The 13,598-nt window shown below is 40.5% G+C and carries 13 protein-coding genes; 4 read left to right on the top strand and 9 right to left on the bottom strand.

Annotation, left to right across the window (positions count from 1 at the left end; genetic code table 11):
• Nucleotides 1–3: 3 nt before the first annotated feature.
• The 3 genes from hemB to BMF77_RS07590 form a co-directional block, all read right to left on the bottom strand.
• Complete coding sequence (gene hemB / locus BMF77_RS07600) at nt 4–1,014, bottom strand: porphobilinogen synthase (protein WP_148761856.1); 1,011 nt, start codon at nt 1,012–1,014, stop codon at nt 4–6.
• A 226-nt stretch (nt 1,015–1,240) separates the two neighbouring features.
• Nucleotides 1,241–3,475 carry a glycoside hydrolase gene (locus tag BMF77_RS07595; protein WP_148766850.1) on the bottom strand — a complete coding sequence of 745 codons (2,235 nt, stop codon included), beginning with the start codon at nt 3,473–3,475 and terminating at the stop codon, nt 1,241–1,243.
• Nucleotides 3,476–3,576: 101 nt separating this feature from the next.
• Nucleotides 3,577–3,807: a NifU family protein gene (locus BMF77_RS07590; RefSeq protein WP_148761854.1), complete on the bottom strand. Its 231-nt coding sequence runs from the start codon at nt 3,805–3,807 to the stop codon at nt 3,577–3,579.
• 386 nt (nt 3,808–4,193) lie between these two features.
• On the opposite strand from BMF77_RS07590, the gene BMF77_RS27225 reads away from it, so the two are divergent.
• Nucleotides 4,194–4,421 carry a hypothetical protein gene (locus BMF77_RS27225; RefSeq protein WP_148761852.1) on the top strand — a complete coding sequence of 76 codons (228 nt, stop codon included), beginning with the start codon at nt 4,194–4,196 and terminating at the stop codon, nt 4,419–4,421.
• Here the strand turns inward: BMF77_RS27225 and BMF77_RS07580 are convergent.
• The 3 genes from BMF77_RS07580 to cofH form a co-directional block, all read right to left on the bottom strand.
• Entirely contained in the window at nt 4,400–5,050 is a 651-nt protein-coding gene (locus BMF77_RS07580; protein WP_148761850.1) for a DUF3386 domain-containing protein, read from the bottom strand. The two genes, BMF77_RS27225 and BMF77_RS07580, sit on opposite strands and share 22 nt — an antisense overlap.
• A gap of 168 nt (nt 5,051–5,218) precedes the next feature.
• On the bottom strand, nt 5,219–5,626 hold the full coding sequence (gene psb27 / locus BMF77_RS07575) for a photosystem II protein Psb27 (protein ID WP_210422312.1): 408 nt from the start codon (nt 5,624–5,626) through the stop codon (nt 5,219–5,221).
• Between the two features lie 139 nt (nt 5,627–5,765).
• On the bottom strand, nt 5,766–6,908 hold the full coding sequence (gene cofH, locus BMF77_RS07570; protein WP_148761846.1) for a 7,8-didemethyl-8-hydroxy-5-deazariboflavin synthase subunit CofH: 1,143 nt from the start codon (nt 6,906–6,908) through the stop codon (nt 5,766–5,768).
• A gap of 180 nt (nt 6,909–7,088) precedes the next feature.
• On the opposite strand from cofH, the gene BMF77_RS07565 reads away from it, so the two are divergent.
• On the top strand, nt 7,089–8,324 hold the full coding sequence (locus tag BMF77_RS07565) for a glycosyltransferase family 2 protein (RefSeq protein ID WP_148761844.1): 1,236 nt from the start codon (nt 7,089–7,091) through the stop codon (nt 8,322–8,324).
• 20 nt (nt 8,325–8,344) lie between these two features.
• On the opposite strand, the gene BMF77_RS07560 is transcribed toward BMF77_RS07565, so the two are convergent.
• The 3 genes from BMF77_RS07560 to BMF77_RS07550 form a co-directional block, all read right to left on the bottom strand.
• The gene (locus BMF77_RS07560) at nt 8,345–8,629 is read right to left on the bottom strand and encodes a peptidase (protein ID WP_148761842.1); all 285 of its coding nucleotides are present in this window, start codon (nt 8,627–8,629) and stop codon (nt 8,345–8,347) included.
• A 125-nt stretch (nt 8,630–8,754) separates the two neighbouring features.
• Nucleotides 8,755–11,355, bottom strand: coding sequence for a cation-translocating P-type ATPase (locus tag BMF77_RS07555; RefSeq protein WP_148761840.1), 2,601 nt, complete (start codon nt 11,353–11,355; stop codon nt 8,755–8,757).
• Nucleotides 11,356–11,484: 129 nt separating this feature from the next.
• A complete protein-coding gene (locus BMF77_RS07550) occupies nt 11,485–11,655 on the bottom strand; it encodes an ATP-binding protein (RefSeq protein WP_148761838.1) in 171 nt (56 codons plus the stop codon).
• Between the two features lie 279 nt (nt 11,656–11,934).
• On the opposite strand from BMF77_RS07550, the gene BMF77_RS07545 reads away from it, so the two are divergent.
• Complete coding sequence (locus tag BMF77_RS07545) at nt 11,935–13,050, top strand: RRXRR domain-containing protein (RefSeq protein WP_015078910.1); 1,116 nt, start codon at nt 11,935–11,937, stop codon at nt 13,048–13,050.
• Between the two features lie 28 nt (nt 13,051–13,078).
• Complete coding sequence (locus BMF77_RS07540) at nt 13,079–13,504, top strand: DUF4363 domain-containing protein (protein ID WP_148761836.1); 426 nt, start codon at nt 13,079–13,081, stop codon at nt 13,502–13,504.
• The last annotated feature ends 94 nt before the right edge of the window (nt 13,505–13,598 follow it).

Here is a 13,598-nt window from a genome sequence, read left to right as displayed (position 1 = left end):
CCATTACATCAACATCAAAGCCACTTCCTTGGCAAAGTAAGTTAAAATCAAATCAGCACCAGCCCGTTTCATACTGGTTAAAGTCTCTAAAATCACCTTTTTTTCATCAATCCAACCATATTGAGCAGCCGCTTTAATCATGGCGTATTCACCACTCACGTTATAAGCTGCGACTGGTAAATTTGTAGCTGCTTTTACCTGACAGATTATATCTAGATAGGCTAATGCGGGTTTGACCATAATGATGTCTGCACCTTCAGCAATATCCAATTCAATTTCCTTTAAAGCTTCTTTCGCGTTAGCTGCGTCCATTTGATAGGTTTTTTTATCGCCAAATTTGGGAGCAGAATCCAAAGCATCCCGGAATGGTCCATAATAGGCAGAGGCATATTTTGCGGAGTATGCCAAAATCCCTACATTGATATAACCTTCAGCATCTAAAGCCGTGCGAATTGCCCCAATTCTACCATCCATCATATCAGAAGGGGCAACAAAATCAGTTCCCGCTTCTGCTTGGGAAAGTGCCATTTTGACTAACACTTCTAAAGTTGGATCATTGAGAATTTTGCCATTTTCATCAACCAAACCATCATGACCATGAGTAGTAAAAGGGTCAAGGGCTACATCAGTAATAATCAAGATTTCCGGGACTGCTTTTTTAATAGCTTTAACAGTTTCCTGGATTAATCCCTCTGGATTGTAGCTTTCTGTACCTGTGTCGTCCTTTTGATCTTCTGGGATAACCGGGAAAAGCGCAACAGCATTAATACCCAACCGTGACACTTCCGCAATTTCTTCCAGGAGTAAATCTAGAGAATAGCGATAACATCCTGGCATAGAAGCGATTTCTACTTTTTCTTCTTCCCCCTCCATAACAAAGATGGGATAAATCAGATCATCCACACTTAAAGTAGTTTCCCGTACCATTTTCCGTAAAGTTTCAGTCCGACGGAGACGACGAGGACGCTGAGAAAGATGCAAGAGGTTATCCGTAGACGAGTTTTCAGACGACATAATATAACTCACCAAAAATGATAATCATTATTATAAATCATCTTGTACAAAACCCAAAAACTGCCCGAAAATGGCCAAGAAAAAATCCGCATGAAGACGGCTGAACAAAGATTCTAGTCCAACTTTCACCAAAAATACAAAATATAACTCTTCCTTTGCGCCTTTGCGCCTTTGCGTGAGATAAAAAATTTAGACTCCCGATCAAAAAAACCGGGAATCATCTCCACTAAGGAACATCAATCGGAATCAAACCATTTTCCGGCACATAACCAGAAAAACAACCATCATCAGAAGACACCAAAATCAACCGCAGAGGATAATCTGGAGGGACTTGCAAATCAGCCCAAGGTACTGCTATTTCTAAACAAGAACCTAACGCAACTTGGGCGCGAGTAGCACGAGGATACCATAAATGATCGTCTCCTGCTGCTCGAAACTGCACAGATTGACTGAGTAAATTCACTTCTAAATGATGGTGAAATAGATAATTTAAAGGTGCGCTGTCCGGTACTTCTGCTAGAGGTATGGAACTATTCACCATTGTTCTATCTGGATAATACCAAAGTAGGTGTAAATCTGGTGGTAAATCCTGACCAGGAACAGCGCCAGTTTTAAAATCTACTCGCACATAAAAGTTCAAATGGTCTACCCCATACCATAAACGTTGAATAGTGCTGCTATTGTGCATTGTTCCCCTTGCACCACCAACTTCAATGCGTCCGGCTTTATCCCAATCCTGTTCATCACCTTTACCATCTATGATCGGATGAATAAAGCCTTGTGGTTTATGGTCTGCGCGGGCTTCATGGATTTCCAGCGGAGTGTGCAGATATGGGGGTATGGGTTCATTTAAGGCTTTGTAAATGCCATAGAGATGTTCCCGAAATAATTGGTCAAAAATGGCATCTTGATTGGAAGAATGTCCTTCTCCAAACCACCAAAACCAGTCTGAACCTTCAGCAGCGTATAATGCTTCCCAAGCTGCGGGATTGTTTTCTTCTGTGGCTTCGGGATGATTTGCTAAGACTTGTCTGGCTGCGGTGAGATAGTCCCAGGCGCGGTTTTTAACTGGATCTCCGATCCATGTGGTAAAATTGCCATCTACCCAAGAACCGCTATGGAGTTGTGCAGCGGGAATAGTTGCGGTGGGTGGGTGTTTTTCAATGAATTCGGAAACAGTGACAAGTTTGATATTGGATTGATTACTCAAACTTTCGTATAATGTTTCTAGGAATTCTTTCCCATCTTGGGGATAAAATTCCCAACAATTTTCCCCATCTAGGGCAATTGTAACTAACCAAGGTTGATCGTCGTTACTTTCTTTTTGTTGTTTAGCAATAGCTTGCAAATGTCCCACTAAATCTGCTGCGGCTTTTTTTGCTGGCATAGACCCGTAGGTAAAGCCAATTAAATCTGATAGTCTATGATCACGGAAAACAATCGCCACTTCACCTGCTGGAGTTTGCAGACGATAGGGACGATAAAGCAATTCTGGTTCTTGGACATTTCCCGCAGCGTCACGATGAAAAAAGTGTTTTAATGACCAACCTAAAACGGCTTCATCTGAACAAATCCATTTAAAGCCTTGTTTAATAATATACGGTAAAATTTCCGGACTAACGGACTGTTCGGAAGGCCATAAACCTCTAGGATCTTGTCCAAACCTATCTATATATAAATCCCAGGATTTTTGTAAATGTCGAGGAATATCTTCCACCCACTGAAACCGCTGTTTGGGTAATGTCATTTGTGGCACAGCTACCCGTCCGGCGTTAGTATCAGCCAATAAAGGTAAAATCGGGTGAGTGTAGGGAGTCGTGGTAACTTCTAATTGTCCACTTTTCTGCATTTTCCGATGTTGGGGAATAATCTGGCTGAGAATTTGCCGTTGTTTGGAATAAATGCGCTGGCGATCGCCTAAACTAAAATTACGTCCTTGTGCTAACCATGCAGCAATTTCTGGATCATTCCAGAATAAAGGATCAATCCAAGCTAAATTATGCCAAGCTAATAAATCACCATAATCTGATAACTGCCAATTTGCTAAACACCAACTTTGTCCTTGTTCCTGTCTTTGATAATATAATTCGGCATAACGAGGATGAGGATCAATCAAAGTATGATGGTTAGCATCAAAGAAATGTTGAACAATAAACTCCTTTTGTTCACGAGTCAACTTTTCTACCGACGTTAAACTAGCAGTTAAATAAGGGTCAAAAGCCGTACCTGCAACATAATCTTCTATTTGCAAGATTAATGAAGGCACTAAATTCACAGTTTGGTGTAACTTAGGATACTTCTCTAACAATAATACTAAATCCAAATAATCCTTAGTTCCATGTAACCGTACCCAAGGCAAGCGATATTGCTGACTAGTCACCAAAGAACTACCATTTTCAGGAGACTTGTACAACGGTTGATGTTGATGCCAGATAACCGCAACGTGCAAAGGATGAGACATATAATATACAAAAGAGTAGGTGAGGGGAAATAGATAACGGGGAACAGTTGACAAGTATATCTTACCAATTACCTCTTTCCCCATTACCCATTACCAGTGATTTACATGATTTGTTCTATCTCAGAAATTTCGGGAATCATTTCTTTGAGACGGCGTTCAATTCCCATTCTCAGAGTCATAGTAGAACTAGGACAAGAACCACAAGCACCCTGTAATCGGAGTTTAACAATCGGTCCATCCAATTCTACAATTTCCACGTTACCACCATCAGAAATGAGATAAGGGCGCATCTCGTCTAATACGGTTTCTACATTTTCTAGCGTTAGTTCCATTCTTTTAGACCTGCTTAGTAAATAAATTGGTAATTATCCAAGTTGCTAATTATCTAGTTTAGGCTGGAAATGGATAATTGGTCAGTTGTCAGTAGGGGCGAAGCATTTGGAAGATAAATTATCGGTCATTGCCAAAAATAGTTCTCCAAATGCTTCGCCCGTACAGTTGTTAGCATTTGGAAGATAAATTATCGGTCATTGCCAAAAATAGTTCTCCAAATGCTTCGCCCGTACAGTTGTTAGCATTTGGAAGATAAATTATCGGTCATTGCCAAAAATAGTTCTCCAAATGCTTCGCCCGTACAGTTGTTAGCATTTGGAAGATAAATTATCGGTCATTGCCAAAAATAGTTCTCCAAATGCTTCGCCCGTACAGTTGTTAGCATTTGGAAGATAAATTATCGGTCATTGCCAAAAATAGTTCTCCAAATGCTTCGCCCGTACAGTTGTCAGTTGTCAGTTGTCAGTTGCAAAAGAATATTTTTCTCCCCTGCTCCCTGCTCCCTGCTCCCTGCTCCTTGCCTCTTGCTCCTTGCCTCTTGCTCCTTGCCTCTTGCTCCTTGCCTCTTGCCTATTGCCTCTTGCCTCTTGCCTATTCCAGTAGCTTTATATGAGAATAAACAAACTCAGTAATTGATTGAGGAGTTGTAGTTTTTCCATCTTCATATTCTGCCACCACCTGCTTCGTTAAAATGTAATGATTACCAAATTTTTGATATGTATCTGTAAATTTGAGAATGCTATTAATATCACCTGTATGCGAGTTACGAAAAACCACATCATAAGCAGAAGGGATATAACCGGAGTCTGTATCTAGGAATTCCCCAGAATTAATCTCCAAAGCCATCCGACTCATTACCCGAACTTCCTGATATATTTTTTGGTTACGGATTTGATAGTGAGAATCAGTATTTTCACTTTTTACAAAAACCGTAACTGCATCTTTTTCGGCTATTTCACCCAAACTAAACTCATGTTGACGGTAAAAACTTTGAAAATCGCTTCTTTGACAGCGGGTAATTATTTCCTGTAACTGAATATCAATTCCGGCTTCTATTTGTTTATCTGCAACTTCTGTAATTTCTACATTCAAGTTACGATTAATCTGAATTTTACCAGTATAAACTTCATCTTCCTGTAACAGTTGCACATCGGCAGCATAACCAGGAAAGTGTTCATCCCAAGTGTAACGACTTTCATAAGCAGTTTGAAATAAAATTTCTGCTGTTGACTGAATTGCCATATCACCACTTTGACTGCGCTTTTCTAACAGTTTAATTCAAGATAACTAAAGTTGGGGATCTTTGGGTTTGTGAGATCCCCTGATTCGCATTCTGACTTTGTTAATTCCTGCTTTCAAGGAAGTTTGTATTTAATTGTAGTTATTAAAAAACAATCCTTGAAGAATAGATTAAGCACCACGTCGTAACGATGCTTCTACTTGTTTAAATTCTGCATCTAGACGTTTTTTCAGCTTTTCAGGAACGGGACGATTAGGATAAGAACTGTAGTGTCCTGCAAGGGAATTTAGGGCTGTTCGCATAGTTGTAAAAGAGCCAAGAGTTGCAACAGAAGTATTCCGCTGGTAGCGAGCCGAAAAGTCATTGATTTTTAGACGGGCTTCTGCTTGAAGGGCGGCTTTATCGGGAGAATCTTGTGGTAATTCTAGGGCTTGTTTCAAAGTATTGACTACAGCTAAGGTATCTTGACGATAATCCCCAGTTAAACTATCTGGACTACCACCACCACAGCCAACCAAACCGATAACTAACACTAAAACTAGAGAAAGCAGACGCGACCAATAGCTTTTCATAAGCATTAAGTAAAAAAACAAGTAAATCAAAATCCATCCTATCTTGGATTGGTATATGGGGGATAGGAGTTAAAACTTAAAACTTCAAGAAAACTCCTACCCATTACCAATCACCCATTACCAATCACCCATTACCAATCACCCATTACCAATCACCCATTACCCGATACAAAGTATCCCGTTGTTGGTAAGGTCTTTCTAAAGATGCGATCGCCCTTTGTAAAGTTTCCACTTCCATACAAGTCCCACCCACAGCCCCGGCCATGGTGGTAATGTGTTCTTCCATTAACGTGCCACCGATATCATTACAACCCCAATTTAAGGCTTCTGTAGCACCATCTAGCCCTAATTTTACCCAGCTTGGTTGATGATTAGGGATATAATTTCCGAGATAAATTCTGGCTACAGCCATTAATAACAGGGAATCAGCGAGAACTGGTTGATCTCTTCCTACCTTTTTGCGGAGGGATTTGGGGGCTTCTTGTCCAACGAAGGGTAAGACAATAAATTCGGTAATTCTTGCAGGATAACCTTTTTCTATGGCTGTTTGTTGGAGCGATCGCAATTTTTCTAAATGGCCAATTTGCTGTTCTGGAGTTTCAATATGTCCAGATAACATTGTGCTGGTAGTAGGTACACCTAATTGATGGGCTGTACTGACAATTTCTAGCCAAGTTGCTGTATCAATCTTTTCTGGACACAATACCCGTCTCACGTCATCATCTAACACTTCTGCGGCTGTTCCGGGCATAGAACCGACACCAGCATCTCGCAAAGCTGTAATCACATCTGTATAAGAAATTCCATCTAATCTGGCAATAAATTGGACTTCTTGGGGCGAAAAAGCGTGTAAATGTAAGTGAGGAAATTCGTCCTTAATGGTTTTTACCAGTTTGAGATAATAGGGTAAAGACTTACCATTAATTTGCGCTTGTGGGTGTAATCCCCCTTGCATACATATTTCCGTTGCTCCTCGACGCACTGCATCTGTAGCTTTTTCCAAAATCTGCGCCGAATTTAACCAGTAAGCATCTGGATCACCGTCATCCCGGCGGAAAGCACAAAAACTGCAATGTTGCTCACAAATGTTAGTAAAATTAATATTGCGATTAATTATGTAAGTAACAGTATTGCCAACTTGTTTCTGCCGGAGTTGATTTGCTGTAGACTGAATTTGAGCGATCGCTTGTGGGTCAGTTTGTTTTAGTAAAAATACTCCCTCATTAGAGGATATATTATACTCTGTCAAAGCAGATTGAAGAATAGAACCAACAGTTATAGTAGTCACAGGTGATTAAATATAAACAACTTATTTAAGTTTCACAATAAATTGAAATTTGGAACTTTTAAATATTATTTTTTTGATCAAAACTCAGCAATTGTTTGTATCATACCAAGAGTATTGTACTCTGTGGAGAGGTAACCTTTATATAGGCTATTTAGGAATTTAAAATTTATTGTTGATTTTATGAATATAAACTCATCCAATTCTTTGTTAGCAGTTCCTACAGGTGTATTGAGGATTTCTGAATTTACACCCCAGGAAATAGCTGAAAACAATCCCATTCTCTTATCTGTAGTAATTCCTACTTATAAAGAACGTGACAATATCGAAAATGTAGTCAATATATTAAGTGGGTTATTGGATAAAGCTATTCCTGGTAATTATGAACTCATTATAGTAGATGATGATAGCCCTGACCGAACTTGGGAAATAGCACAATCTCTCATATCAGATTATCCCCAATTACGGGTCATGCGTCGTCAAGAAGAACGGGGACTATCTTCAGCAGTAATCCGTGGCTGGCAAGCGGCTACAGGGCGTGTATTGGGCGTGATTGATGGCGATTTGCAGCATCCTCCAGAAGTATTAACACAACTGTTGCAGAAAATCGAAGAAGGGGCTGATTTAGCCTTAGCTAGTCGTCATGTAGACGGTGGTGGTGTGAGTAGCTGGAGTGTAATTAGACGCTTTTTATCGCGGGGGGCGCAGGTATTAGGATTAGTGATTTTACCGGGAGTTTTAGGGAGAGTTAGTGACCCAATGAGTGGTTATTTTATGGTAAGACGAAGTGCGATCGCTAATACCACACTTAACCCCATAGGGTACAAAATTCTTTTAGAAGTCATTGGTCGGGGACAGGTAGGAGAAATTGCCGAAGCCGGTTATGTATTCCGCGAACGAACAGAAGGAGAAAGCAAAGTGACGTGGAAACAATATGTAGACTATATTCAACACCTAATTCGCTTACGGTTATCTACTGGAAGAATAGGAAAAATTCGTCAAAAAGTTAACTTCCCTATGGGACGATTTCTCAGATTTGGTGCAGTGGGACTTAGTGGCGTATTTGTAGATTTAACCATATTTCATATCATGCGTACCGTGATTAACATGGGTTTAACTCGCAGTACAATTTTTTCAGCCGAAGTAGCAATTCTCAATAATTTTCTTTGGAATGATTTGTGGACATTTGGGGATATTTCCCGAAAACAGACAGGAAAACGCCAGCGTTTCAAAAGATTCTGGAAGTTCAATATAGTCTGTTTAGCTGGGATAATCATCCAAACCTTAGTAGTCAATTTCCTATTTAATAACTTAGGTATGAACCAGTATATAGCCAAATTAATAGCGATCGCAGTTGCCACAATTTGGAACTTTTGGGTTAACCTAAAACTAAGCTGGCGAGTCACAGAAGTCAAATAAATCCATTAATTCATCCGCATTTAATTATTGATATTAGGTTTTCTCCTTTGATTAAACAAACCCGACATACTCATACCCGTCACCAACAAACCGATTAATCCAAAACCATTCAAAATCGGATAAATTGCCTGTAAATGAAAAATTTCCCCAGTATGAATTTCCAACATCAATCGAGAAGAAAGTCCAATATTAATCGGCCATTCCTTAACAACAGTAGCTAACATTCCCGTCAACACAGTTAATAAAAGTGGGACACAAACAATAATGCCAATAATCCGATGATATTTACGAAATGCTTTTTTCACAGTAATCCTCCGAAATAGAATAAAATTATTAAACGCAGATGAACGCAGATAAACGCAGATGAATTAAGAGATTAGTATTACCTTTGCGCCTTTGCTCCTTTGCCTCTTTGCGCGAAACATCTTAATTATCTGCGTCGCCAAACCTTCAATCCTTCAAACCACAAAATACTAAAAACCCCAGAAGTGAGACTAACTAACAAATCATCAAAATGCAGAAAAGAGAACCGGAATAAATGGCGTAACACAGGAACATAAAGCACCAGTCCCATAAACACCACACCACCACCTAATACCCACCAAAGTGCAGCATTAGGAGTGCGTAACATTTCAGGAATAGTCCGCGACCAAGAACGATTACTCAAAATCATACTCAAATTCGAGACAATTAAAGTAGTAAAAGCCAAAGCGCGAGCATCAAATTCTCCATGTCCAGAGTAAAAAGCCACACCAAATACAACCACCAGCACCACCAACACAGCTACCCCTTGCAGCAGTGCTAATTTCAAAGTCCGACGGCTGAATAATGACTCTCTAGGATTGCGGGGTGGACGGTTCATGATATTGCTTTCTTCTGGTTCAGCCTCAAATACTACAGTACAAGCCGGGTCAATAATTAAATGTAAAAAAGCAATGTGAATCGGCAGTAGCACCAGCGGCCAGTGAAATATTACCGGAATCAAGGACATTCCCGCAATCGGAATGTGAACCGCCAAAGTATAAGCCATCCCTTTTTTGAGGTTATCAAATACTCGTCGTCCGAGCCTCACAGATTGGACAATGGCAGAAAAATCATCATCTAACAAAACTAAATCCGCAGCTTCACGGGCAACATCTGTACCCCTTTCCCCCATAGCAATACCGATATCTGCGGCTTTCAAAGCTGGGGCATCATTGACACCATCTCCAGTCATAGCCACGATTTCACCGCAGCGTTTGAGGGCGTTCACAATCAGTAATTTTTGTTCGGGAACAACCCGCGCGAAGATATTCACGGTTTGAATGCGAGACAGTAATTCACCTTCTGGCATTGTTTCCAGTTCTGCCCCGGTAATTACTTCTGTGGCAGGTTTTAGACCGATTTGGCGGGCAATATTTTGGGCTGTGGCGGGATAATCACCTGTAATCATTACTACCCGAATACCAGCAGTGTAACATTCGGCAATAGCTGGGGCAACAGTTGGGCGCACGGGGTCAGCCATGCCTAGCATTCCTAAAAAGGCAAATTCAAAGTCATGTTGGGCTTCAGGAAGAGATTTGAGGGTTTTATTTTTTTGATGTTGGCCAATGACTTTGGCTACACCTAAAACACGCAAACCAGCAGCAGCCATTTTATTAATTTGTTGTTCTAAATTTTGTCTTTGTTGGGTGTTAAAATGACAAAGATCAGCGATCGCTTCGGGCGCTCCTTTGGTAGCAACTACTAACTTATCTTCTGGAGATTGCCACACACAGGACATGGCTAATAATTGACCGTTGAGGGGATATTCCCGCAGTATTTCCCAATCTTGATGTAAATGTTCGGTTCTGGCTAAATAGTCATCACCAACCTGTTTCAAGGCTTTTTCCATGGGGTCGAAAGGGTCTTTGCGACTGGCTAAAATCCCAAATTCGATTAATTCATGAAAAGTTTCTGGCAGGGCTTCTCTTTCATGGAGAGCAACATCGTAAAATTGGGGACTTAGTGTTTTAGGTTCATACACAAATAATTGCTGCACTGACATCCGATTAAAAGTCAGCGTTCCGGTTTTATCTACACAAAGAATAGTCGCAGAACCCAGTGTTTCTACTACGGGAACACGCCGAGTTAAAACCCTAGCCTGGGAAAATCTCCAAGCACCTAAAGCCAGGAAAATTGCCAAGACCACAGGAATTTCATTGGGCAAAATCGCCATTGCCAGCGCCAAACCTGCTAAAATTCCTTGTAGCCAATCGTTCCTAGTTGCACCGTAAATAACGATGACAGCCACGCAAATAGCGATCGCTACAAAGGTCAATTTACTGACAATTTTTCGAGTTTCCCGTTGCAAAACCGTGTCCTCCTGTTCCACAGTTTGCAAGGCCTTCCCAATTTTACCCATTTCCGTCTGCATACCTGTGGCATAGACTTGGGCAATTCCCTGACCTTGAACTATCAACGTTCCTGAATAGACAAAAGGTAGATCTTCACCACCAGGACGGTGCTGGGTGGCTGTTCTCATGGTGTTTTCTAAATCGGTGCTATCTTCTACTGATTGCTTGCGAACGGGTAAAGATTCACCGGTTAATAGAGATTCATCCACGCTCAAATGGGTAGACCACATCACCACAGCATCCGCAGGAACTCTATCACCCTCTGACAAAACAATCACATCTTCTCCAACTACTTCCCGTCCCGCAATCCGTTGACGTTCACCATCACGAATCACCAATGCACGGGGACTAGAAAGATCCCGTAATGCTTCCAGGGATTTTTCTGTTTTTTGTTCTTGGTATAAGTTGATGCCGACAATAAACAAGATGAAACCTAACAAAATCAACGCTTCCTGAGCATCACCCAAAAACAAATAAATGATACCACAACCTAATAACAGGAGAAAAATTGGCTCTTTGAAGATTTCTAAGGCAATTTCCCAGATTTGACGATGTTTGCTAGATGGTAACTCATTATATCCTTCTTGTTTGAGGCGATCGCTCGCGGTTAATGCGGATAACCCTGTAATAGATTGGAGTGCAATTTTATGAGTCATGATAAAAGTTTTGTTTTCACGTCCACGTAGCGTGCAGAGTACATATAGCGATCGCCAATAAATCCCCAAAATTTATCTTAAAAATCTCTTAAAACTGTTATTCTGAGCAGAGCGTTCCCACTCATAGGCTTATGACCATGCTGCACTATTAGAGGCGACACCAATACCAGTATCCGCCACTTCCATAACTACAAAATCATCCCATTTAACGATTTTTATCCTGACCAGACCATCATTAGATGGATATTGCAAAGTATTTCCTAGCAAATTGCCACGTTGTCCTTTCCGAGTTCTTGACATTTGCTGTTTTATCATGGGAAATATTAGAGCGGTACAAATAAAAATATCCATTAGGAGTTGACAGTGTCAATAACTCAGCCCTAAAGGGACTGAGCTTGTAAGAAATCAAGACTTACGTGTTTGACTAGCTCATTGAGACGCAATTTGGTACGAACTTCCGAATACTTCTCTAGTTCGGATTATCTTCAAGCTATCTTGTAATAGCGTTGGTTAAAGCCAAGACATCTTGATTGCGTTGAGCGAAGGGACATTAAACTTTACTCGAAGGATTATCTCTTTATGCGAGTACCCGTAATTTCAGTAGACAATACGCCATTAATGCCAACTAAACCTAGTCGAGCAAGACGATGGATCAAATGCGGTAAAGCAATCGGCAAATTCGATAAACTTGGCATTTTCTATGTCCAGTTATTAGCCGAATCAAGTAATACTGAAACGCAAGAAATAGTTCTTGGTTTAGACCCTGGTAAACTCTTTTCAGGTATAGCGGTTCAGTCCAAAAAGTTCACCTTGCAAATGTTGCATTTAGTTTTGCCTTTCAAAACGGTCAAAGACCGAATGGATCAACGATCAATGATGCGGCGTAATAGGCGAGGAAGGCGAATTAATAGAAAGCTATCTTTCAACAAACGCAATCATCGTCAAGCAAGATTTGATAATCGTCGTGGCTCAAAGTTGCCTCCAAGTATTAGAGCAAACAAAGACTTGGAATATCGAGTAATTAGTTTACTCCTCCAACTTTACCCAATAAAAACAGTTGTTATTGAAGAGGTTGAAGCACGAGGTAACAAAGGCTTTAGTCCCGTCATGGTTGGACAGAGATACCAAATTAGCCGACTATCAAAACTTACAAATGTCGTTTTAAAGAAGGGCTGGGAAACCTCAAACCTTCGTAAGTACCTGGGATTGCATAAAGAAAAATCCGATAAATCTTTGCAAATACCAGAAACACACGCAGTTGATGCGGTTGCCTTAGCAAGTTCTGAATTTGTTAAATACCAGACGTGGGAAGGTGCTAAAAATCATGGCGCATCTTGGATAGGAGGGGTTGATATCACAGAGTCTCAATTCACCATTGTGCGTCGTCCTCCAATTAGTCGTAGACAACTCCATTTAATGACTTTTAGTGAAGGTGGTAATCGTCGGAAATATGGAGGCACTACAACTCGTCATGGCTTTAGAAAAGGTGACTTTGTGGAAGCCACTCAAGGAAGTAAAACTTTCTTTGGTTGGGTTAGCGGAGATACTGAAAAAGCAGTCTCTGTTAGTGACGCTAATTGGAAAAGATTAGGACAATGCACTGTTAAAAAAGTTAAGTTGATTCTAAGATCAACAAGTCTAATTATTACGGCGGTTAAAACCGCCCGTGTCGCTTCCCTCTCAGCACTAAAGTGACTGAGTTTCCCGCTTACCGCGAGGTCTTATGAAAAGTTTCAAACCGATGTTAATTATTGCAAGTATCAGCTTACTGACTTTAGTAGGTTGTAATAAACCCGAACAAGCTGCCACCGAAACTACCCCAGCAGCAACTTCCAATTCTACAGAAAAAGTCCCAGGACAAAAATCCACAGTAAGTAATGCAGGTTTACTCGCTGTAGTCTCCAAAACAAAAACCGCAGTTAAAGCTGGCAATTTTGTTCAAGCCAAAAAAGAATTTGACAAATTTGAAGATGCTTGGAAAGAAGTAGAAGATGGAATCAAAGCTAAATCTCGTAATAATTATGACGCTGTAGAAAAAAGTATGGATGAAATTTCAGGAGAACTCAAAGCTGCTAAACCTCAAAAAGACAAGTTATTAGCATCATTACAGTCATTAGAAAAAACTATTAATGCTATTTCCAAGTCTTAATAAGATCTCAAATGCAATAATTTTGAATGGGACAACATTTAAATAAAATCTGTTTTCTGTAGGGTGGGTAATGCCCACCATTCTTGCTTAAATG

The organism is Dolichospermum sp. UHCC 0315A, from assembly GCF_008121535.1.
Lineage (GTDB): Bacteria > Cyanobacteriota > Cyanobacteriia > Cyanobacteriales > Nostocaceae > Dolichospermum > Dolichospermum lemmermannii.
Note: the sequence above shows the minus strand (reverse complement) of the source record. Positions and strands in the feature narration are given on the sequence as shown.